The organism is Limnoglobus sp. (assembly GCF_059499385.1).
Map to the genome: position 1 here is coordinate 1 of NZ_JCABYM010000021.1, position 23,235 is coordinate 23,235.

A 23,235-nucleotide genomic window follows, 5' to 3' on the forward strand; every position below is an offset into this window, starting at 1 on the left:
CCCCGCCGGCAAGCCGGCGGCTATATGAAGAAGGCTCGGTGGGCACATTTCGTTACGCGGCTTTTTTACCGACGGGCCGGACTTTGACCAAATCGTCGACCGCGAGATGCGCGAGGCCGTGGTCGCCGGTCACGGCCGTGAGTTGGTTGTTCGACAGTTCGAGTTCCTGCAACCGCCCGAGGCCGTCGCCGGAGAGAATCGCGTCCGCCCCGGCGTCGCCGAGGAAGTTCGCGGCGAGGTCGAGCGACACGAGGTTCGCGAAGTTCGAGCTTTCCGCGAGCGCCTTCGCCCCGGCCGGGCCGATGCGGTTGCCGCGGAGGTTCAGCCGCCGCAGGTGCGAGAGGTTGCCGGCGGACGCCAGCGCTTCCGCCCCGGCGTCGCCGAGGTCGTTGAAGCTCAGGTCGAGGCCGCGGGCGTTCGCGAACGATTCCGAGTCCGCCAGTGCGAACGCCCCGTCCGGGCCGATGCCGTTGAAGCTGAGGTCGAGGGCGGTCAACTTGTCGAGCCGGTCGGCGGCGAAGAACGCGGCCGCCCCGCCGGGGCCGATCCGGTTGCCGGCGAGCGAGAGTTTCGTCAGCAGGCAAACGACGGCCGTGCGGGGCAGCTTCTCCGCGACGGCCGGGCCGATGCCGTTGTCCGCGAGGTCGAGGTCGGTCAGGTCGGCGAACGCCGGCTCGTCGAGCAATTCCGCGAGGGCCGCGGCGTCGAGGCCGTTGCCGGCGAGCGACAGCCCACGGAGCTGGCCGAGCCACGGGGCGCACAGGAGTTCACGGATGCCGTCGGGACCGAGGGAGTTGTTCGCGAGGTCGAGGTGCGTGAGCGACCGCAGGTGCGGCGACGCCGCGAGGGCGCGGATGCCGGCCGGGCCGACGTGGTTGCCGCGGAGGTCGAGCGACTCGACGGAGGCGAGGTGCGGGCAGGCCGCGAGTTCGTCCATGTACGGCGCGACGGCGACGAGGTTCAGTTCTTGGACAGGCTGTCGAAGGCTGATGAACGCCCGCCCGCTGACACGACCTTCGGGCGAAAGCCCGCCGACGAACGTCGGCGGGGAGTCGGTGACCTCCCGCAGCCGCGGCGCGCGGTACGACGGTGCCCACGCCATCCATGTCAAGTATTCTGTGGTGGCGCGGCCCGGCGCGCGGCGGGCGAACGGGTTGGCTTTGCTCGGCGGCGGCATGTATCCTGACGACCGTACCCCAAACCCGACCGCCCCGTCAACCGGGACTTAAAGTAGTAGGCACACTCCGTGTGCCGTTTGCTACCTGGTTCCAAATGCCCTCGCGGAATCTCGCGGACTCGATTCCGCGGACGGCACACGGAGTGTGCCTACTACTATGAGGCGACCATGACCGCACTGTTCGACCAGATTCAGGAATCGGCCGCGTTCGTCCGGTCGAAGTGGGCCGGGTCGCCGACCGTCGGCATCATCCTCGGCACCGGCCTCGGCAAGCTCGTCGAGGACATTCGCGCCGAGGCCGTGCTGCCCTACGGCGACATCCCGCACTTCCCCCGCTCCACCGCCCCGTCGCACAAGGGGCAGCTCGTCTGCGGCACGCTCGGCGGCAAGTCCGTCATGGCGATGGAAGGCCGGTTCCACTTCTACGAGGGCTACCGACTGAATCAGATCGCGTACCCGGTTCGCGTCATGAAGGCGCTGGGGTGCAACGTCCTGATCGCGTCGAATGCGTGCGGCGGGATGAACCCGCAGTACGACAAGGGCGACCTCATGTTGATCGAGGACCACGTCAACCTGATCGGCGACAACCCGCTCATCGGGCCGAACGACGAGCGGCTCGGCGACCGGTTCCCGGACATGTGCAACGCCTACGACCGCGAGTTGCTGAAGCTCGGCCGCCGCATCGCGATGGAGGAAAAAATTCCGTGCCACCAGGGGGTGTACGTCGCCGTGTCCGGCCCGAACCTCGAGACGCGGGCCGAGTACCGGTTCCTGCGGACGATCGGCGCGGACGTGGTCGGCATGTCCACCGTGCCGGAGGTGATCGTCGGCGTTCACGGGAAGATGCGGTGCATGGGCATCTCCGTCATCACGGACATGTGCCTGCCGGACGCGCTCCAGCCGGTGAGCCTGCCGGAGATCATCCACGTCGCGAACGAGGCCGAGAAGAAGCTGCGGGTGCTGGTCCGGCGGGTGGTCGGCGAGTTGTAACGGCTAGTGAACCACCGCGTCCAGCACGTCCCGGACCTTCCGCGCCAGCGACAGCGGGGTGAACGGCTTCTGCAAGAATGCGTCCACGCCCTCGGACACGCCGTACCGCAGCACGGCGTCGTCCGTGTACCCGCTCATGAACAGCACCCGCACGTCCGGCCGCCGGCCGCGGATCAGGTCCGCCAGTTCCCGGCCGCCCTTGTCCGGCATCACCACGTCCGTCATGAGCAGGTGGATCGGCCCGGCGTGCGCCGCCGCGAGGTCCGCCGCGGCGGACCCGGTCTCCGCCTCCAGCACCGTGTAGCCCTGCATCTCGAGGGCCATCCGGGCGAGCGTGCGGACCCCCTCCTCGTCCTCCGCGAGCAGGATCGTCTCCGTCCCCTCCGGCGCGACGGCGACCGTCGGCTGGGCCTTGTCCACGGTGTCCTCAACGGCCGGGAAGTAGACGGTGAACCGCGTCCCCTCGCCGAGCCGGGTCTCGACGGCCACGTACCCGCCGGCCTGCTTCACGATGCCGTAGACGGTGGCCAGCCCCAGCCCGGTCCCCTTCCCCGCTTCCTTCGTCGTGAAGAACGGCTCGAAGATCTTCGCCCGCACCTCGTCGGTCATCCCCTCGCCGGTGTCGGCCACGGACAGCGTGACGAAGTGGCCGGGGCGGACGAACTCGCCCCCGTCGGGCCGGCCGTCGGCCAGCTCGACCGCGGCCGTCTCCAGCGTGATCCGGCCGCCGCGGGGCATCGCGTCGCGGGCGTTCACCACCAGGTTCATGATGACCTGCTCGACCTGCCCCGGATCGGCCTTCACCCGCGGCAGCCGCGGGCCGAGGGCGGTGGCGAGCGCGATGTCCTCGCGGATCAGCCGCCGGAGCATCTTCCCGGCGGAATCGACGACCTCGTTCAGGTCGAGTACCCGCGGCGCGACGATCGCCTTCCGGCTGAACATGAGCAGTTGGTTCGTCAGCCCGGCCGCCCGCTCCCCGGCGTGCCGGATCGCCGTCAGCGAGTCCTGGAGCAACTCGGCCGACGGGGCGTCGTCGAGCAGGATGTCGGTGAACCCGTTGATGACGGTGAGCAGGTTGTTGAAGTCGTGGGCCACGCCGCCGGCCAGTTGGCCGATGGCCTCCATCTTCTGCGCCTGGTGGAGTTGCTCCTCCAGCCGCTTCCGCTCGGTGATGTCCTGCCAGGTGACGACCAGCCCCATGACCTTGCCCCGGCGGTCGTGCATCGGGACCTTGTTCGTGTCCAGCCAGATGACCTTCCCGTCCACCAGCGTCATCGGCTCGATCAAGTGGTAGATCGGCGTGTCGGTCGACATTACCTCTCGGTCCTTCGCGACGAAGAACTCGACCTGCTCGGGCGTGAGCGGGGCGAGGTCGGCGTCCGTCTGGCCGACGATCTCGGCCGGGTCGGACAGCCCCATCGCCTGGGCGACGACGCGGTTGCACCCCAGGTAGCGGGACTGCGCGTCCTTCCACACGACCCCCTGCGGGATGTTGTCGAGGACGATCTGGAGCATCTGGTGCGACTGCCGGACGGCCTCTTCCGCCCGCTTCCGGGCGGTCACGTCGCTGGCCTGGACGATGAAGAACTCTACGCCGCCGCCGGCGGCGCGGACGGCCGCGGTCGAAACGTCCACGTGCCCGGTGGTGCCGTCGTCGAGGGCGATCGCGTCCTCGGTCAGGACCGGCCCGCCGGCGGCCGCCTGCCGCAACCGGCCCTCCCACGCCGCCCGCCACCTGTCGGGCGGAAGCCAGCCGGGCATGTCGCCGAGGGTCCGGCCGCGGTACTCCTCCCGCTTGTACCCGCGGACCCGGAACGGCGGCCGGTTCACCTCCCGCACCCGGCCGTCCGGGTCGAGGACGGCCATGAACTGGAACTGTTGGTTGAAGACGCTGTGGAACAGCCGCTCCTGCTCCTGCACGGCCTCGGCGGCGAGCTTCCGCTCGGTGATGTTCGTGTGGGAGATCACGGCCCCGCCGTCCGCCCCGCGGAGGGCGGCGACGCCGAGCAGGAACCACCGCCGCCCCTGGGCGGTGCGGCGCGGGTACTCGAACTGGTAGCGGTCGGTCTTGCCGGCGAGGACGGCCCGGATGCCGTCGGCCACGGCGCGGGCGTCGGCGTGCCCCTGGTCCGCCTTCCGCCGGCACAGGTCGAGGTAGTTCTCGTGCCGGCGGCCGCAGAACCACCCGTCCCCGTTCTCGTCGGTGCATTCCTTCGCGAACGCCCGCCACCCCGCGTTGACGGCGACGATCGTGCCGTCCGCGTCGATCACGGCGACGTGGGCGGCGAGCGCGTCGAGGACGTGGCGGATGAACTCGCCCTTCGCCTGCAGGGCCTCGGCCCGCTTCCGGTCGGTGATGTCGTGGGCGACGCGGACCGTGCCGAGGACGCTGCCGTCCGCGTCCCGGTACGGGGCGGCCGTGGCGGCGTAGGTCCGGGTCGCGCCGTTGCCCTCGCGGGCGGGCGGCCGCGGCCGGAGGACTTCCGAGTCCGGCTCGCCGAGGAGGTCGCGGGGGGTGTCGGCCGCGTCCGCGTGGACCTCGAACGTGACCGCGTCGTCCGAGTCCAGCGCCCGCGCGAGCGGCTGGCCGACGAGCCGGGCGGCGGTCCCGTTGACGTACAGGTACTGGCCGGCCCGGTCCTTCACGACGATGGCGTCCGACGACTCGTCCGCGACGGCGTGGAGCAGGTCCTCGGCCCGGACGTGGGTGCGGAGCTCCCGGCGGACGAGCCAGAACACGAACGCGGCGGACAGCACGCCGAACCCGATCCCCTTGACCGATTGCACGCGGTTCGCCACCGCGGCGGGCAAGTTCGCGGATTCGACCGCGCGGTCCGACAGGAGGATCCAGGTGACGAAGCCGAGCAGATACAGCCCGGCGACGCGGAGCGGGGCGGAGCGATGCCCGAACGGGCCTCTAAGGCGGGGGCCGGTCGGCGTGGAACGGCTCATGGTCAAGCCCTGGTTCCGGGATCGCCCGCCGTCGTCATCCTGCGGCGGCCGTGAGCCGCTCCCGGCGGGCGATCATTCCATCTTCCGTGGCTCGCTCGACTGCATCATTACCGGAGCGAATGCTTGAATTACGGCCGTGGGCGGACCTTAGATACACTAGTACCACAAGTTACACGGAAAAGCTCGTGAAAAACCGACCCACGAATGGGAACCCGGTCCCAACGCGAGGCCCATCTATCTGATCGAGAAAACTCCTTCAAGCGCTTCAAAAATCGAGAAGTTCTGATCTTGCAGGAAAAGGGCCGATCGCGTTTGGACGCCGGCACATACGGCGAAGGGGGAGGCGAAGTCCGGAGAAGATTTGTTAAAGACGGGTCAGGGTGGGGGTCACAGACCCTAACCGAGGGCGTTGAGCAACAGGTCGCGGACCCCGGTCATGGGTACGCTCGGGCCGGGGTTCGGGCCGTGGCCGACGAGGATCGGGCGGTCGAGCGGGTCGGCGGCCGCGAGGCCGTGGCTGCCGCGGACGACCGCCGGGTCGAGCGGCACCACGTCGAAGATCGTGCGGAACCCGAGCTTCTTCTGAACGAGCCGCCGGGCGGCGCGGAGCTTCGGGGCGAACAGCTTCGGGTCCCAGAACAGCTCGCACGGGTCGAAGCCGGGCTTGTGGTGGATGGCGACGGCCCGCGCGTAGTCCGGGGCGACGGCGTCGTCCAGCCAGAACGGGTACGCGAACCAGGCGTTCGGCTTCGACAGAAGCACGAGTTCCCCGGCCCGCTCGTGGTCGAGCTTGACCTCGGCCCGCTCGTCGCCGACGAGGACGCGGCCGACCCCCTCCAGCGGGGCGACCGCGTCGCGGACGCGGGGGATGTCGGCGGCGTCCTTCACGTAGACGTGCGCGAGCTGGTGGTCCACGACGGCGAACGCCCGGCTGTCGTACAGATCGAGCTGCTCCCCGAACGGCCCGCCGCGGACTTCGAGCAGCCCGGCCTTCCGCAGCGCCCGGTTCGGCAGGATCGGCGTGTCCACGTCGCAGTGGCCGTACTCGCTGACGACCCACACGGCCGCGCCGACCCGTTCCGCCGCGTCCAGCAGCGGCTCGCAGGCGGCGTCGAGTTGCTTCACGACCTTCGGCATGTTGCAGCCGGACGGCCCGTACCGCTGCGGGTCGTAGTCCAGGTGCGGCAGGTACACGAGCGTCAGGTCCGGCTTGTCGTCGAGCAGCACCGACGCGGCGGCGTTCGCGATCCATTCCGTGCAGCCGCGGCCGGCGGTCGGCCCCCAGAAGCTGGGGAACGGGAACTTCCCGTGCTGGCGTTCGAGGTCGTCGGTGAGGCCGCGGGGGGACCCGGCGATGCCGAACGCCTTGTTGCCGTCCACCCCGTACCACGGCTTCGGGGTGACGCTGATGTCCACGGCCGCGCCCTGGTTGAACCACCAGAACAGCTTCGCGGCCTTAAAGGATCGGCCGCGGTCCCTCGCCAGCTTCTTCGCGGTCGCGTACAGCGGCTCGGCCTGGATGAGTCGGTTCGACTGCTGCCAGAACCGGACCTCGGTGGTGTCGCGGAACAGCCACCCGTTCGCGACGACGCCGTGCGCGTCCGGGGACAGCCCGGTGAGGAGGGTCGCCTGAGCCGTGCAAGTAACGGCCGGCAGCGTCTCGGGCATGTCCGCGACCCACCCGGCCTTCGCGACGGCCGACAGGCGGGGGGCGTGGTCGAGCAGCCGCGGCGTGAGGCCGACGGCGTTGATGAGTACGATGGGAGGCATTAGAACTCGCTCGCCCCGGTCGGCCACCGGTCCTTCGGCTCGAAGCCGATCAGTTTGGTCGTCTCGGACAGGTCGTAGAGCAGTTTGCCCGTGTGCCGGCTTGTGGCGTAGGCGACGTGGAAGCCGGGGACCGCCGGCGCTTCGACGGCCGCGACGAAGAACCGGCCGGCGTCGCCGGGGCTGAGGTACACGTCCTGGTCCTCGGCGCTCGCGGCGATCTCGGCGACCTGCCCGGCGTCCCGCGGGCACCACCCCAGCCGCACCGCGAGGACCTCGATCCCGTGCTCGCGGGCGTACACTTGTCCCATCGCTTCCAGGAACACCTTCGTGCAGGCGTAGAGGTAGCGCGGGGCGTACCGCGTGCCGCCGTTCACCGGCACGTTCCCGCTGTCGAGGTGGCGGTCGATGACTTGCCCCGTGCTGGCGAGGATCAGCCGGGGGATTTTCCGCGTCCGGGCCAGTTCGAGGATCGTGTACAGCCCGACGACGTTGTTCGGCACGAGGCCGTCGAGGAAGTTGTCGCCGTCGTCCGGCGGGGTGCCGCGGGGGAACTTCGCGTCGTCCGGCGTGGCGGCGAGATGGATGATGCGGTCCACGCCGTCGGCCGCGGCCCGCAGCACGGCCACGTCCGCGAGGGTGGCGACGAGGGATTGCTCCTTCGGCAGCCCCGGCGTCGGCCGGAGGTCGAACCCGATGACGTGGTGGCCCTTCGCGGCGAGCGCGGCGACCGCCGCCCGGCCGAGCCGCCCGGCCGAACCGGTCACGAGGATGCGGTGCTTCATGGTCCGGATTAGCGTACAAACTCTCCGCCCGGCTTCACCTCTCGGTAGCGGTCCGGCGCGTAGCGGGAAGCCAGCAGGCCCGTCGCCTTCGACACGTCGATGTCCTGCACCAGCACCCCCTCCGTGCCGTAGGGCAAGTACGCCTGGCACTCGCCGTCCGGCGCGATCACGCTCGTCGCCGACTCCGGGAACCGCAGCGCGTAATTGACGCTGGCGAAGTAGATCGTGTTCTCCCGGCTGCGCATCATCATCGCCTTCTCGTAGTACGGCCCGTCGGCCGCGCCCCATTGCGTCGGCACGACGCCGGCCGTCTCGTACCCGGTGTGCTGCGGGTGGAAGACGACCTTCGCCCCGCGGACGGCCGCCCACCGGACGGTTTCGGGATACCGCCACCCCTCGTGGCAGATGGCGACGCCGAACGTCATGCCGTTGACCGCGAACAGCTGCCGGGCGTCGCCGGGAACGTAGTTCGCGTCCTCGGACGGGTCGAGCTGGTTCTTCGTTTGATACCCTTGCAGCTTCCCGTCGGCGTTGATGACGTAGGCGACGATCTGCCGCCCGGCCGGGACGTACCGCTCCATGCCGATGACGACGGCGATGCCGTACCGCACCGCCACCGCCGCCACCGCCACGAGTGCCCGGTCGTGCTGCTTCTGGTCGAACGGGGGAACGTCGAAGTCGAGGCCGCGCAGCCCCGGCAGGTAGGCTTCCGGGTAGCAGACGATCTCCGCCCCCTGCCCGGCGGCGTCGGCGGCGAGCCGCTCGACCTTGTGCAGGCCGTCGTCGAGGCTGACGGCCACCCGCGGCGACGCGAGCGCAATACGCATGGGGAACCTCCGAGAACCGCGAACCCTTCCCGCCGAAGACTTGATGTACGTGGTTCGCGTACCGCGGCGGGGGAAACCCGGCACGGGCTGGCCCGCGCCGCGCGGACGGCTTATGCTCACCACAGGGGGCGACGGCCCGAAAAAAGGAGGCGGCGATGGTGCGGCTCGTTGGGTTCGTCGGTCTGGCCGCGGCCGTCGGCTTGGGCGCGTGGTTCGTTTTCCGGGCCACCCCCGGCACGTCCGCCGCCGGGGCGGAGGCCACCCCCGAGCAGGTCCACGCGCTCTGCGCGGCGTGTCACGCCTACCCGCCGCCCGAGTCGTTCCCCCGCGCGGCCTGGCGCAAGGAAGTCCAGCAGGGGTACGACTTCCTCCACGCCGCGACGCCCGCCCGGCCCGGCCCGCACCCGTCCCAGGAAAGCGTCGTCCGCTACTACGAGGCCCGCGCGCCGCTGGAGCTGCCCCGGCCCCGCCCCGAGAACGCCCCCGGCGACGCGCCCGTGCGGTTCGCCCGCCAGGGCTTCCGGCCGGCGAACGGCCGGCCCGACCCGTGGGTCTCCAACGTGAACCTCGTCCACCTCTCCGACCCGAAGCGGCTGGACGTGCTCTGCTGCGACATGCGGCTGTGCCAGGTCAGCGTGTTGCGGCCCTACGAGGCGAACCCGACGTGGCGGGTGCTGGACGTTCAGCCGAATCCGGCGCTGGCCGAGGTCGTGGACCTCGACGGCGACGGCCGCCGGGACGTGCTCGTCGCCTGCCTGGGAACCTTCTACCCGTCCGACGACCGCAACGGCCGGGTCGTCTGGCTCCGCGGCGGGGCCGACGGCACGTTCACCCCCGTCCCGCTCCTCAAGGACGTGGGCCGCGTCGCCGACGTGCAGGCGGCCGACTTCAACGGCGACGGCAAGCTCGACCTGGTCGTCGCCGTCTTCGGCTGGCGGACGGTCGGGGAAGTCCTCTACCTGGAGAACCGGACGCAGGACTGGGCGAACCCGGTGTTCGTGCCCCACACCGTGGACCCCCGGCACGGCGCGATTCACGTGCCCGTCTGCGACCTGAACGCCGACGGCAAGCCGGACTTCGTCGCCCTCTTCAGTCAGGAGCACGAGACGATCGTGGCCTTCCTCAACGAGGGGGGCGGCAGGTTCCGCCAGGAAACGATCCACGCCGCCCCGCACCCGGCCTACGGCTCCAGCGGCATCCAGCTGACGGACCTCAACGGCGACGGCCGGTTGGACGTGCTCTACACGAACGGCGACTCGTTCGACAGCGCGGCCCTCCACCCGGACCACGGCGTCCAGTGGCTGGAGAACCGCGGCACGTACCCGTTCGCCCACCACCCGCTGACGGACCTGGCCGGGGCGCACCGGGCGGTGGCCGCGGACCTCGACGGCGACGGCCGGCAAGACGTGGTGGCGGTCAGCTTCCTGCCGAAGGACCTCCCGGACCGCGACAAGTTGGGCCTCGATTCCGTCGTCCTCTTGCGGCAGACCGCGCCGGGCCAGTTCGCCCGCCACTCGTTGGAAGCGGGGGCCTACGACCACGTGACGTGCGCCGTCGGCGACCTCATGGGCGACGGCCGGATGCACCTGGTGACGGGCAACAGCTACTTCCGCCAGCCGCCGCCGGGGGCGGACGCGATCACGATCTGGCGGAACGTCACGCCGGGGAAGACCGGGCCGTAGGCCGGCTAGGTTTCCCGAAACCGCTCGTGGTGCTTGATCCAGTCGCGGACCGGGCCGGGGGATTCGGGGCGGAGGCGGTAGCGGCGTTCGCGGGCGTCCCGCCGCTCGGTCACGAGCCCGGCGTCGAGCAGGACGCGGAGGTGCTGGGAGACGGCCGGCCGGCTCATGTCGAAGTGCCCGGCGAGGACGGTGACGGACCGGTCGGCGTCGGCGAGCAGGTCGAGCATCCGCCGCCGGGCCGGGTGGCTGATGGCGGCGAACACGTCCGGCCCGCGATCGGGGGTGACGACCATGCGGGCAGTATAGGTAAGCATGTGCTTACGTGTCAAGAGTGAAGTTGAGAATCGACACCAAAGTACAGCAAGTTGTCTGTCAAGGAATAATAAGTTATCACATGGAGGAGATTAAAGATTGTGAAATGCGATTGTCTATATCCAGCCCTATCAGCTATAGCCGTCCTGCCATTTGGCTAAAGTCTAGACGCGCTTCCCTATTTCAGCTGCGGCCATTTGCTTGATATCTCGCAAAGGAATGTTCTCGGTCCAAGTTACAACTTCCCAGTTCTCGTACTCCAATTTATCGCCTCCCGTGTTACAGCACTCCTGCCTCGTCTTTTGTACATGGTCGGGAAGTTTCGTAATACGTTCGAGAAGCTCTATAGAAATATGCTTACTTAGAGCTGCTAGAATGGCTGACAGTTCATCAATGTGTGGTGTGGGATTTTTAATACTGGCAATTTCAGCCAGCTCAAGCGTTTGAACACTTTCCCCCGCGACGATATTTGCGCTTTCGTAGTGACCCAGTTTAAGTAGTCGTTTGGCTGTGAGAAGTCGAAGCTTGCCCGAACACCGAGCAAGAAGTCGTCGGTGAGTTTGTTCCCAATGTTGCTTAAACACCATATTTACTTCGACACCGAGCAGGAGCTCGTAAGCGTTTGCATCTTGGCTGGATGTAGCCTTCAAAATCAATGTTCCTAGCATCCGGTATAAGGCCTCTGTTTGAATCGGCTGAGCCGGAGTGTATTTGCTACGCGCATAAAGTCGCCTTGCCGCCTCGTTGAGAGGGATTTCTTCCGAGCGAATGAGGTCGACGAGCCTCGCCTCGGCTTCCGATCCTCTCGCCGCCCACTGGGCATCCTTCGCGACCTCGGCGGCACGTTTCTTGCGATACTCTGCCTCTTGGATTGCATCCTTCTGTCTCGCGATTTCTGCCTCAAACTGTCTCTGGCGTTCATCGGCTCGCAACCGCGCTGCCTCCCGAGAGTATTTGGCGATGAGCGCAAGGATGACGATACCGCCTGTTCCAAAGAGTATTCCGTAGCACCACATGATCTTCTCGCAGTAAAAAAAGCCAGTTGGTTGAATCGGGCCTATAACCAGTTACTGCCTTCCTCTGCCGCCAAGTCGATGTTCATCCCAATCCACGGAATGGGCGAAGATGGATTCCACTTGGTTCCGCTGGGCTGGTCTTGCCCCAGCGTAGCAACGCCCACAGGCTGAGTCAAAACCAATCTTGAGGTCGAACAAATTATGCGGCCATACTTGACATTGGTTCATCGAATCTTACGCTCGCGTGTCCCCACATCCTGGAGGCTCACGCCATGACCGCGACTGCACCGCCGCCTCTCTCGAATCGCATCGCCGGATACCTGCCGCCGACGCCGCTGCCCGTGCCGCCCACGCCGGAGGCGAAGGGCGAGGCTTGGGGTAACGCCATCTTCGCGGCCGTCCTGTTCTACCAGGGCCGGCTCGCCGACCCCGACCCGGACGTGGCCGAACGCGCCGCCCGCGCCCTCTTCGAGATGGAACGCACCCGGCTGCGGCACAACCGCGACCTCGCCGGTTCGACCGTCCCTCCGCAACCGGCGGACGACGGCCTGCCGCCGGTTGCGGACTTGCCGTCACTGTCGTCCCCGGCGCGGGCCGTGACGGAGTGCGAGGCCGTACTCGCCGCCGTGCTGGCGGCCGACGAACTGGACGACGCACCGGAAGCGATGGAATCGGACCCGGCGATGGCGGACGAGGAGGCCGTCGAGGTCCTCGCCCGCGGGCCGGACTTCCCGCAGTAGGTGCAGTGGACCCGGCAGCTGGCGGAAGAGAAGGGCGGCCCGATGCCCTCGGAGGCCGAACTGGTCGCGCGGACGAAGAAGACGCTCCTTCTCCTGCTGAAGCGCGAGCGGGCGGAACGCGCGGTCCGGCCCGGCGGCTCCGGGCGGGACGGTTCCCCTTCCGCGCGGCGGCCGCATACAATCGCCACCACCACCGAGGGCCGCTCGCCATGAACCGACGTGACTTCCTCGCCGTCGGCACCGCCGCCGCGCTGCTGCCGACCGCCTCCCCCGCTCAGGACGCCGCCATGATCCCGGTCGTTGACACCCACCAGCACCTCTGGGACCTCCGCAAGTTCAAACTCGGCTGGCTCAAGCCCGGGACCGTGTACGACGCCAACTTCACGCCGACCGAGTACGCCGAGGCCACGAAGGGGCTGAACGTCGTCAAGGCCGTGTACATGGAAGTGGACGTGGTGCCGGAACAGCAACAGGCGGAGGCCGACTACCTCGTCGAGCTGTGCGCCGGCGGCAAGACGCCGACGGTCGCGGCCGTGGTGTCCGGGCGGCCGAACGGCGACGGGTTCGCCAAGTACGCCGGGCAGTTCAAGGGGAGCAAGTACGTCAAGGGCATCCGCCAGGTGCTGCACGTCGAGAGCACGCCGCCGGACTACTGCCTGGACCCGAAGTTCGTGAAGGGCATCCAACTCCTCGGCGATCTCGGGCTGAGCTACGACCTGTGCGTCCGCCCGGCCGACCTGCCGAACTACGTGAAGTTGGTCGAGCAGTGCCCCGGCACGCGGTTCATCCTGGACCACTGCGGCAACCCGAACGCGAAGTTCACGGCGGAACAGACTGATGCGTGGAAGAAGAACACGGCGGCGCTGGCGGCGAAGAAGAATGTGGTGTGCAAGGTGTCCGGGTTCCTGGCGAACGGCTGGGAGAAGGGGACGTGGAAGGCCGACGACATCGCGCCGATCGTGAACCACGTCTGCGACACGTTCGGCTGGGACCGGGTGATGTTCGGCGGCGACTGGCCCGTCGTGCTGGCGGCCGGCAGCTACGCCGACTGGCTGACGGCGCTGCGGCAGGTCATCAAGGACCGCCCGGCGGCGGACCAGAAGAAGCTGCTGCACGACAACGCGGAGGCGTTCTACGGGCTGGGGTAGAGGTGCTGGGACCGCGGGCGTCCCGCCCGCCACGCTCCCAGCCACTTAAGACGGATCCCCGCGGCCGGGAAGGTGGGCGGGCGGGACGCCCGCGGTCCCAGGGCGGGGTGTAGTTTTCCCCTCGATCCCGCACACCTTGCGCAGTTTCGCGCCCGGCGGCCCTAGCCGGGCGTTTTCTTCGACGAATACGATGGGTTTTTGTGCCTGTTCAATCGCTGAGTGCCCCGTCCCCGTCTGTCTGGTAGGGAGCGTATGGCAAAGGGCGGGCGAGGCCGGACTAACCCCCCGGACCCGCAAAATCGGACCCCCGCCCTCGGACCGGCCCGCGCCGTGCCCATGCCTACACCCACGCCCACGGAAAAGCTCCTGGTCGAGACGTTCGAGCAAATCCGTGATGAACTCGTTAGCACCCTCGCGTATGTACTAGGCAACCGCGAAGACGCCATGGACTCCGCTCAGGAGGCGTTCGTCAAATGCTGGCGGGCACGGGAGACGATCCTGGAAGTTCAGAACCTGCGGGCCTGGATTTTTCGAGTGGGGTTGAACGCCGCCCGCGACCACCAGCGGAGCGGGTGGACGAAGCGGGCGAAGCCGTTGATCGCCGAGGAGGTGCTCCTCCCGGCCCGCGAGAGTTCCGCGGCGGAGCAGATCGTGGACAACGAGAACGTCTCCCGGCTGCGGGCGGCCATCCTCGACCTGCGGCCGGAGGAGCGGGAAGTTTTTCTCTTGCGGCAGAACGGCGACTTGACCTATGAGCAGATTGCCGAGCTGCGGGAGATTCCCGTCGGCACGGTGAAGACGCAGATGCGGACGGCCCTGATTAAGTTGCGGAAGGTGTTGAACCCCGACGCCGACGGAACCCCAGACGAGGTGTAGCAGGTCATGACCGGGCGGTGCGAACAATGTCGCGAGCGGGTGCTCGACTTCCTCTACGGGTTGCTCGACCCGGCCGAGGAAGCCGAGGTCGCCGCGCACATTGAATCGTGCCCGGCGTGCGCCGCCGCCCGCGACGAGGCGGCCGGGGTGAAGGGCCTGTTCGCGGCCGCGGCGAAGGCCCCGTTTCCGGACGTGACGTTCGCGGCCCCCGCCGAGGCCTCGCCCCCCGTGCCGGCGCGGAAGCCATCGCGGACCTACCCGTGGGCCGTCGCTGCGGCGCTGCTGGTCTGTTCACTCGCGCTGCTGTCCCCGGCGATCCGCGATTACATGGCGTATCGCGAGCAGAGCAACAAGGTCGCGCAGGCCCAGAAGAAGCTGGACGAGATCGAGCAGGCGGACCAGGACCGCGTCCGCGTTCAGTCGCAGCTCGTTGCCGACTACGACCGTCGGCTCGTCGAGCTCCGCGAGTCGCACAAGAAGCAAGTCAAGACGTGGGTGGCCGCCGACATCGCGGCCCGCGCCCAGCCGTTCAACCTGGAAGTGACCGGCCCCGTCGCCGCCATCCCCGGCGGGCTGAACGAGTACGCGATCACCACGAAGACGAAGCAGAGCGCCGACCTCGCCGCGACCGCGACCGTCACGATCCGCGATTCGCGGAACACCGTCTACCACACCGAGACGCTGCCCACGAACGGCAAGTCGTGGCGGTTGCCGACGAGCCTCTGGGCGAAGTTCCCGGCCGGGGCGGAAGACCTGTCGCTCGCCATCAAAGCGACGACCGCCGACGGCGCGACGGCCGAGCTGACGGAGCCGATCCAACTGCTCGGCCCGGTGTTCACCACGCTCGTCGTCACGGACAAGCCGCTGTACCGGCCCGGCGAGCCGGTCTACTTCCGCAGCCTGACGCTCAACCGCACGAGCCTCCAGCCGCCGGGCCGCGACCTGACGATCCGATTCGACCTCCGCAAGCCGGACGGCACGGTCCTCGACGGCTCCACGGTCATCGGCACGACGACGCCGGTGGTGAACCGCGACGGCATCGAGAGACCGGTCGTCGGCCCGGACGGCGCGCCCGTCCGCGGCATCGCGTGCGGCGTCATCGCGCTGCCTGCGGCGCTGCCCGGCGGCGAGTACACGCTCGTCGCCCACGAGCTGCCGCAGGGCTGGGCCGGCAAGGACCTACCCGCCGGCTCGACGCCCATCGGCACGCGGAAAGTCGTGGTCGCGCGGTACCAGCCGGACGTGCTGCTGAAGACGCTGGAGTTCGACGCGAAGACTTACGGCCCCGGCGACCCGGTAAGGGCGAAGGTCGTGGTGAAGAACCAGGGCAAGCCGCTGGCGAACATCCCTATTCTGGTGACGGCGACGCACGGCAAGAACGCCCGCATCCCGGTGAAGGCTCCGGTGACGCTGAACGCCGACGGTGCGGCCGACATCAGCCTGACGCTGCCGAACCTCGACGACCTGAAGGCCGCAACGATCACGGTGCTGATCCAGGACCAGAACGCGGAGTCGATCGTCCGGCCGATCCCGCTCGCGTCGAAGACGCTGTCGCTCGAATTCTTCCCCGAAGGCGGCGACCTGATCGAGGGGTTGCCGAACCGCGTTTACGTCCGCGCGACTACTGCGACCGGCTCCCCGGCCGACGTGGAGGGCTTCGTCACCGACGGCACGAACCGCGTCGCGGACGTGAAGACCCTGACCGACGCCGAGCACCCCGGCGCGAACCAGGGCCTCGGCGTGTTCGCGTTCACCCCGCAACCGGGCAAGCGGTACGCCCTGAAGCTGCTCCGCCCCGTCGGGACCGTCGAGCCGAAGATCGACGTTCCGAACTTCACGACCGGCTACCTGCTGCCGAAGGCCGAGGCCGATGGCGTTGTGCTAACGATCCCGAACGGCGTCATCGACGCGACGCAACCGGTGAAGGCGACGGTCACGTCAGCGAAGACGAAGCGGAACCTCATCGTCGGCGTCTACACCCGCGGGTTCGTCGTCGGCCACGCGCGGCTGACCGCCGAGCCGGGCAAGGCCGTCGAAGTTAGCATCGCCCCGCCGCCGGTCGCCGTCGGTGGCGTCACCCGCGTGACGGTTTTCGAGGAACCTGCCGCGAACAACGGCCGCGCCGACCTGATCCCGCTCGCCGAGCGGCTGATCTTCCGCCGCCCGGCCGAGAAGCTGAACCTCGCGTTCGCCACGAATCACAAGGGGCCGGCCGCCCCCGGCGACAAGGTGACGCTGACCGTCACGGCGACGAACGAGAAGGACCAACCGACGGCCGCGGTCGTGATGGCCGCCGTCGTGAACCAGAGCGTGCTGACGATGGCCGACGATAAGGCCGAGCGGCTGCTGCCGACGCACTTCCTGCTCGCCGGCGAGTTGCAACGGCCGGACCAACTCGAACACGCCGACTTCATCCTGACGCCGCACCCGAAGGCCGCCGCGGCGCTCGACCTGCTCCTCGGCACGCAGGGCTGGCGGCGGTTCGCGGAGGCCGACGGCCGGTTCCGGTCGAGCGCTGCGAGTGACGCCGAGAAGCAACGGTTCTGGATAGCGAACGGCCGCACCGACGTGATGACCGAGTCCGTCCGCCCCGATCGTGTGACGGCGAGTCAGCGGAACGGCATCGAGCCGATCGACGCGAAGCTCGACCAACTGGAGGCAGAGAAGAAGCTGGCCGAGCGCGAGCGGGACAGGAAGTTACCAGAGTGGGATAGCCAGAGGGTAGCAACAACACAGGCGCAAGCGGAGCAAATACGAATCGGCAATCAAGTGTCGTCGAGACTGGCCTACGGAAGTATTGGAATCGCCGTGCTTCTGACCGCTGCCTGGTGTTATGTCCTGCTCTCTCGTAAACTCTTTCGGGTCGCGGCCGCTGTTGTGGTGCTATCGCTGGGGGGCATTCTGACGTATTCGCTGAGCGTGTTGCCGGTCCCCGATGACCAGTGGGTAGAGAGCCGACTCACCGATTCGCCCACTGTGGCCGAAGTGGATCGTGGGGGCACGACCGACCTCCGCGAACGGGGTCCGACCAGCCCCGTCCCGGACGTGCCCGCGACCACCCAGCCACAAGCCCGCCCCCGATCCGAGATCGGCCCCGGCTCGTTCCGCCAAGCTCGCGGCGAAGCGTCCGCGAGCAAACTCAAGCCCGACCGCGGCGAGCGGGCGGCCCGGACCTTCTGGGACAGCCGGGAAGGTTCGCCGACCGCCGACGAAGACGCCGCCCTCGGCCGTGTGAAGCAAGCCCTCACACGGCATTCGCCGTTTGTCGTCCGCGAGTACGCGCACCCGCCGAAGCCGACCTCCGACGACGCCACCCGCACCGACTTCACCGAAACCGTCCTCTGGCATCCCGTCCTCGTGCTGCCGACCGACGGCCGGGCGACGCTCGACTTCCACGTCTCGGACGCCGTGAACCCGTACCGCGTCCTCGTCGCCGGGCACACGCTCGACGGCCGCCTCGGGGCCGCGACCGGCCTACTCGAAGTGCGGAAGCCGCTGTCCGCGGACGTGAAACTGCCCGCCGAACTGAGTTCGAGCGACCGCCCGCAGCTGCCGGTCGTCGTGAGCAACGGGACGGCGAAGAAGTTCGACGCGAAGGTCAGCGTCTGGTCCGACAACCTGATCCCGGAGCGGGATGACACCCCGCTGTCAGTCGAAGCCGCGGCCGGCGCGCGGCTGCTCGCCCCGGTGAGGGTCAACGGCCTCGGTAAGGCGAAGGTCCGCGTCGCGGCGTCCGCCGACGCCCTGACCGACGCGGCCGAGCGGACCGTCACCGTCGTGCCGGACGGCTTCCCGCAAAGCGGCGCGGCCAACGCGGAACTGAAGTACACGGCGAAGGCCACGGTCACGATTCCGCCCGACCTCGTGCCGAAGACGCTGGCCGTGCGGCTGACCGTGTTCACGAACGCGCTCGCCGACATCCAGTCCGGCCTCGACGGGATGCTCCGCGAGCCGTCCGGCTGCTTCGAGCAAACGTCCTCCACCAACTACCCGAACGTCCTCGCGCTCGAGTACCTGAAGGACGCGAACCTCGCCGACCCCGCGCTCGCGTCCCGCGCCCGCGGCCTGTTGGAGAGCGGGTACAACCGCCTCGCCGGGTTCGAGGTCCGCAAGGAGGCCGGCGGCGGCCGCGAGGGGTTCGAGTGGTTCGGCGCGTTCCCGGCCCACGAGTGCCTGACGGCCTACGGCCTCGTCCAGTTCACGGACATGGCCCGCGTCTTCCCGGTCGATCCGCAGCTCATCGACCGCACGCGGAACTTCCTCCTGTCCCGCCGCGACGGCAAGGGCGGGTACGCCCGCAAGCAGGACGGCCACGCCTTCGGCGACGTGCCGCCGGCCGTGGCGAACGCCTACATCACCTGGGCGATCCACTCCGCCGACCCGACGGCCGACCTCGCGAAGGAAACGGCCGCGGTCGTCGCGGAGGCGTTGACGAGCCTCGACCCGTACCGCCTCGCCCTGACCGCGAACGTGACGCCGAAGCCAGAGTTGTTGAAAGCCCTCGCCGCCAAGCAGAACCCGGACGGCTCCTTCCCCGGCGCGGAGGCGACCATCACCCGCTCCCGCGGCAGCGACCTCGTCGTCGAGACGACGGCCCTCGCCGCCCTCGCGTTCGTGAACGCGAAGTCGCCGGACCACGCCGTCGCCCTCGGCAACGCGGTCAGCTTCCTGGTGAAGTCCCGGCAGCCGCACGGCTCCTTCGGCGGCACGCAGGCGACCGTGCTGGCGCTGAAGGCCATCGTCGCGTACAACCGGGCCAACCGCCGCCCGACCGAAACCGGCGAGATCGTCGTGAAGGTGGACGGCAAGGAGGTCGGCCGCCTGCCGTTCAAGAGCGACGAACTGAAGCCGACGACCCTGGTCTTCGACAACGCCGAGGCGGTGTTCGCCCCCGGCCCGCATGAGGTCACGCTGGAGACGACGGCGAAGCAGAGCTACCCGGTGAACGTGTCGTGGGAGGCGTTCTGCAAGAAGCTGCCGAGCGCTGCCGACGCGCCGCTGAAGCTGTCGGCCGCCCTGTCGGCGAAGGAAGTCGTCGAAGGCAACAGCGTCCGACTAATCGTGCAACTCCAGAACCCGGCCGCAACCGACACCGGCATGGCCGTCGCCGTCGTCGGCCTCCCGGCCGGTGTGAAGCTGCCCCCGGACTTCAAGCAGTTGAAGGACCTGACCGCCAAGCCCGCGAAGGGTGAGGCCACGCTGAGCTACTGGGAACTACACGGCCGCGAGTTGATCCTCTACTGGCGGGCGCTCGGCCCGGAGCAAACCATCGACCTGTCGCTCGACCTGATCGCCGACGTGCCCGGCGAGTACCACGGCCCCGCGAGCCGGGCGTACCTGTATTACGCCGCGGACGCGAAGCGGTGGCTCGACCCGCTGACCGTCACCATTCGCCCCGCGAAATAGCCGATCACCTCCGGCCTGTTGGCCGTGTCCCTGGGTCGTACAATCACGGTGGCCGCGCCCTCGTAGCTCAGGGGATAGAGCATCGGTTTCCTAAACCGGTGGTCGCAGGTTCGAATCCTGCCGGGGGCAATGTTTGAACGTCGGCGATCGCCAAGTCACGTCAATCGCCAAACGGACCGGCGGGGATAAGAAGGGGAACGCTACTCGACCGGTCCGAGGTCGAGTTCCGGGACGGTCTTCACGAACAGCGCCTCGACGCGGGCGATCAGCGCCTCGCCGGCGAACGGCTTCTGCACGAACGCCTCCGCGTCCACGTCCAACCCCTGCCGGCGGATCTCGTCCGGCGTGTGGCCGCTCATGAACAGCACCCGCAGGTTCGGCCGGAACTGGCGGATCAACTCGGCCACCTCCGGCCCGCTCAACTCCGGCATCACCACGTCCGTGATGAGCAGGTCCAACTGCGGCTCCTGGCGGGCGATCCGGACGGCGTCCGTGGCGCTCGCGGCCGTCACCACGTGGAAGGCGTCCCGCGTCAGCACCCGGCGGGCCAGCCCGCGGACCATCTCGTCGTCCTCGACCAGCAGCACCACGCCCCGGCTCGGCAGCGGGGTCGGGTCGTCGATCGGGACGGCCACCTTCCTCATCTCCCGCGAGTCGCCGTGGTCCGACGCGCCCGCCGCCGGCAGGTCGATCTCGAACGTCGTGCCGTGGCCGACGGCCGACCGGAAGTGGATCTCGCCGCCGAGCGTCCGCACGATCCCGTACACGGTCGCGAGGCCCAGCCCGGTCCCCTTCCCCTGCTCCTTCGTGGTGAAGAACGGCTCGAACACCTGCTTCTGCGTCTCCTCGTCCATGCCCGCGCCGGTGTCCGCGAGGCTCAGGCGGACCACGGCCCGGTCGGCCGCGTCTTTGCTTTCCGTGCGGATCGTGACCGTCCCGCCGTAGGGCATGGCGTCCCGCGAGTTCACGGCCAGGTTCAGGACGATCTGGTGGATCAGCCCGTAGTCGGCCTTCACGGCGGGGAGGTCGTCGGCCAGCTTCGTCTCGACCGTGACGTTGTCGCCGAGCACCCGGCCGAGGAGCCGGACGGCGTCGGTGACGGCGCTGTTCAGGTTGATCGACAGCAAGTTGATCGGCCGCTTGCGGCTGAACAGGAGGAGTTGCGCCGTCAGCCCGGCGGCCCGCTCCCCGGCCCGGCGGATGTCCGCAACGAGGTCGCGGGAGACGTGGTCCGGCGGCAGCGTCGTGTCGAGCAACTCCGAGCAGCCGTTGATGACCGTGAGGAGGTTGTTGAAGTCGTGGGCGATGCCGCCGGCCAACCGGCCGACGGCCTCGAGCTTCTGGCCCTGGAGGATGCGGTTCTCCAGTTCCTTTTCCTTCGCGAAGTGCGCCCGCAGTTCCTCGTCTTGCTTGTGCAGCCGCCGGCGGAGGGCGACGATCCACGCCGCGGCGGCGGCCGCGACCCCGCCGAGGGCGGTCAGGAAATAAGCCATCCCGACCTGCATCTGGTCGGCGAAAAGCCCGGCGAGAGGGGTAGACGCGTTCATCTGGCTCGGTTCAGGGCGACTGAGCCGCGAGTCTAAAGGTAACCTTAGCTCGCGGCCCACGCATGTTTCCACGGCGACTGAACGCCGGGCGAAAAATTACATTACGGGCCTTGTCTGTCGGGCACTTGACAGTTCCCACTCAGGGGAACGGCCACACTTAGTCTCAGCACGGATGCACTAAAGTGGCAATGGAAGAATGGGCATCCCACTCGCCACCCATGCGAAATTTTTGACATGAACGCATGAGCCTGCAACTGAATTCTGCCGGAACCGGAAAAAATTCTCGGTTCCGGCAAAAAAACCCGACAGTGGCTAACCGAGCCAGGCGGGTAACTCTCCGGCCGCGGGGAGTTTGACGACCGACACGCTGGTGATGTGCTCGTGATTCGCGACCTCTTCCACGGCCGCGGGCGGGGGGACTGTGTCCAGGTTGAGCACGCCGATCGCCTCGCCGCCGGGGGCCTGCCGGCCGAGGTTCATGGCCGCGATGTTCACGTCGTGCTTCCCGAACGTACCGCCCATGAACCCGATGACGCCCGGCCGGTCGCGGTGGCTGAACACGCACAGCACGCCGTCCAGATAGGCTTCCAGCCGGAACGCGCCAAGCCGAACCAGCCGCAGGTACTCGTTGCCGAACAGCGTCCCGGCCGCGGTGTACGTCTTCTTGTCCGTCTCCACGTCGGCTTGCATGAGCGACGCGAAGTCGTCCTTCTTCGGTGACGACGAGGAGATGATCTCGATACCGCGGTCGCGGGCCATGACCTCGGCGTTGACGAGGTTCACGCCGGCCATGCGGGACTCGAGCAGCCCGGCCGTGAACGCGCTGGTGAGCAGCTTCGTCTTCTTGCCGGCGAGGTCGCCCTTGTACGTGAGCGTGACCTTCTTGATCTGCCCGTGGTTCATCTGCGCGTGCAACATCCCGAGGCGGCGGGCGAGGTCCACGAACTGCTTCAGCTCGTCGAGTTCCTTCCGGTCCACGGCCGCCATGTTGACGGCGTTCGCGACGATCCCCTTGAGCAGGAAGTTGGCGATGAGTTCGGCCGCCTCGATGGCGACGTTCTCCTGCGCCTCGACCGTGGACGCGCCGAGGTGCGGGGTAAGGACGACGTTCGGCGCGGCGAGCAACGGGTTGTCGGCCACGACCGGTTCGACGCTGAACACGTCGATCCCGGCCCCGGCGATGGTCCCGGCCTTGAGGCACTCGGCGAGCGCCTTCTCGTCCACGATCCCGCCGCGGGCGACGTTCAGGATGCGGGCCGTCTTCTTCATCTTCGCCAACTCGGCCGGCCCGATCAGCGACTTGGTCTCGTCCGTTAGCGGGACGTGGATCGTCAGGTAGTCCACGTCCGGCAGCATCGCCTCGATGCTCGCGGCCGGCTTGTACCCCATCTCCGTGACCTTGTCCGGGGTGACGAACGGGTCGAACGCGAGGACCTTCATCTCCAGCCCGGCGGCCCGCTTGGCGACCTCGCGGCCGATGCGGCCGAGCCCGATGACGCCGAGCGTCTTGCCGGTGACCTGCGTGCCGACGAACTTGTTGCGGTCCCACCCGCCCTTCTTCATGGTGGCGTCGGCCTGCGGCACGAGCCGGGAGAGCGACATGAGCAGCGCGATGGTGTGTTCCGCGGCGGAGACGGTGTTCCCGCCGGGCGTGTTCATGACGACGACGCCCTTGCGGGTGGCGGCCGGCACGTCGATGGTGTCCACGCCGACGCCGGCGCGGGCGATCGCCCGGAGCTTGCCGGGGTCGGCGAGCATGTCGCCGGTGATCTTCGCCGCGGACCGTACGATGACGGCGTCGTATTCCTTGAGGGCGGCCTTCAGCTCGTCGGGCTTCTTGCTGAGTTCGGGCCGGTGATCGACGGGGACGCCCAGCTTCTTGAGCGTCTCGGCGGCGGCGGCTTCCAGGTTGTCGGCGATCAACACGCGGGCCATCGGCGGGTACACCTTTTCAAGGATCGGGGAGAGGCAGTGATTGTATGGGAACACGAATTCAAGGCGAACGGCACG

At 68.5% G+C, this 23,235-nt stretch carries 15 protein-coding genes and 1 tRNA gene; 7 read left to right on the top strand and 9 right to left on the bottom strand.

Annotation, left to right across the window (positions count from 1 at the left end):
• Positions 1–52: 52 nt before the first annotated feature.
• On the bottom strand, positions 53–1,177 hold the full coding sequence (locus tag AC5JJ2_RS03420) for a leucine-rich repeat domain-containing protein (protein WP_495856556.1): 1,125 nt from the start codon (positions 1,175–1,177) through the stop codon (positions 53–55).
• 168 nt (positions 1,178–1,345) lie between these two features.
• Between AC5JJ2_RS03420 and AC5JJ2_RS03425 the strand changes: the two genes are divergently transcribed.
• Complete coding sequence (locus tag AC5JJ2_RS03425; RefSeq protein ID WP_495856557.1) at positions 1,346–2,167, top strand: purine-nucleoside phosphorylase; 822 nt, start codon at positions 1,346–1,348, stop codon at positions 2,165–2,167.
• A gap of 3 nt (positions 2,168–2,170) precedes the next feature.
• On the opposite strand, the gene AC5JJ2_RS03430 is transcribed toward AC5JJ2_RS03425, so the two are convergent.
• From AC5JJ2_RS03430 to AC5JJ2_RS03445, 4 genes are all read right to left on the bottom strand, one after another.
• A complete protein-coding gene (locus AC5JJ2_RS03430) occupies positions 2,171–5,119 on the bottom strand; it encodes a hybrid sensor histidine kinase/response regulator (protein WP_495856558.1) in 2,949 nt (982 codons plus the stop codon).
• Between the two features lie 396 nt (positions 5,120–5,515).
• A complete protein-coding gene (locus AC5JJ2_RS03435) occupies positions 5,516–6,889 on the bottom strand; it encodes an alkaline phosphatase family protein (RefSeq protein ID WP_495856559.1) in 1,374 nt (457 codons plus the stop codon).
• Positions 6,889–7,671 (bottom strand): NAD-dependent epimerase/dehydratase family protein, encoded by a 783-nt coding sequence (locus tag AC5JJ2_RS03440; protein WP_495856560.1) that lies wholly within the window; start codon positions 7,669–7,671, stop codon positions 6,889–6,891. Before AC5JJ2_RS03440 ends, AC5JJ2_RS03435 begins: the two co-directional genes overlap by 1 nt.
• Before the next feature lie 8 nt (positions 7,672–7,679).
• Complete coding sequence (locus AC5JJ2_RS03445) at positions 7,680–8,498, bottom strand: carbon-nitrogen hydrolase family protein (protein ID WP_495856561.1); 819 nt, start codon at positions 8,496–8,498, stop codon at positions 7,680–7,682.
• Between the two features lie 155 nt (positions 8,499–8,653).
• Between AC5JJ2_RS03445 and AC5JJ2_RS03450 the strand changes: the two genes are divergently transcribed.
• Entirely contained in the window at positions 8,654–10,180 is a 1,527-nt protein-coding gene (locus AC5JJ2_RS03450) for an FG-GAP-like repeat-containing protein (protein ID WP_495856562.1), read from the top strand.
• Positions 10,181–10,185: 5 nt separating this feature from the next.
• On the opposite strand, the gene AC5JJ2_RS03455 is transcribed toward AC5JJ2_RS03450, so the two are convergent.
• Complete coding sequence (locus AC5JJ2_RS03455) at positions 10,186–10,494, bottom strand: ArsR/SmtB family transcription factor (protein ID WP_495856563.1); 309 nt, start codon at positions 10,492–10,494, stop codon at positions 10,186–10,188.
• A 162-nt stretch (positions 10,495–10,656) separates the two neighbouring features.
• Positions 10,657–11,508 (bottom strand): hypothetical protein, encoded by an 852-nt coding sequence (locus AC5JJ2_RS03460; protein ID WP_495856564.1) that lies wholly within the window; start codon positions 11,506–11,508, stop codon positions 10,657–10,659.
• Positions 11,509–11,780: 272 nt separating this feature from the next.
• On the opposite strand from AC5JJ2_RS03460, the gene AC5JJ2_RS03465 reads away from it, so the two are divergent.
• From AC5JJ2_RS03465 to AC5JJ2_RS03485, 5 genes are all read left to right on the top strand, one after another.
• Entirely contained in the window at positions 11,781–12,248 is a 468-nt protein-coding gene (locus tag AC5JJ2_RS03465; protein WP_495856565.1) for a hypothetical protein, read from the top strand.
• A gap of 209 nt (positions 12,249–12,457) precedes the next feature.
• Complete coding sequence (locus AC5JJ2_RS03470) at positions 12,458–13,396, top strand: amidohydrolase family protein (RefSeq protein ID WP_495856566.1); 939 nt, start codon at positions 12,458–12,460, stop codon at positions 13,394–13,396.
• Positions 13,397–13,732: 336 nt separating this feature from the next.
• On the top strand, positions 13,733–14,272 hold the full coding sequence (locus tag AC5JJ2_RS03475) for an RNA polymerase sigma factor (protein ID WP_495856567.1): 540 nt from the start codon (positions 13,733–13,735) through the stop codon (positions 14,270–14,272).
• 6 nt (positions 14,273–14,278) lie between these two features.
• Positions 14,279–19,678: an alpha-2-macroglobulin family protein gene (locus AC5JJ2_RS03480; RefSeq protein WP_495856568.1), complete on the top strand. Its 5,400-nt coding sequence runs from the start codon at positions 14,279–14,281 to the stop codon at positions 19,676–19,678.
• Between the two features lie 56 nt (positions 19,679–19,734).
• Positions 19,735–19,807: transfer RNA gene (locus tag AC5JJ2_RS03485), tRNA-Arg, on the top strand.
• Positions 19,808–19,878: 71 nt separating this feature from the next.
• Here AC5JJ2_RS03485 and AC5JJ2_RS03490 read toward each other — a convergent pair.
• Together AC5JJ2_RS03490 and serA are read right to left on the bottom strand one after the other, a co-directional pair.
• Positions 19,879–21,225, bottom strand: a complete 1,347-nt coding sequence (locus tag AC5JJ2_RS03490; RefSeq protein ID WP_495856569.1) for an ATP-binding protein — start codon at positions 21,223–21,225, stop codon at positions 19,879–19,881.
• A gap of 312 nt (positions 21,226–21,537) precedes the next feature.
• On the bottom strand, positions 21,538–23,160 hold the full coding sequence (gene serA / locus AC5JJ2_RS03495) for a phosphoglycerate dehydrogenase (protein WP_495856570.1): 1,623 nt from the start codon (positions 23,158–23,160) through the stop codon (positions 21,538–21,540).
• Between the last annotated feature and the right edge of the window lie 75 nt (positions 23,161–23,235).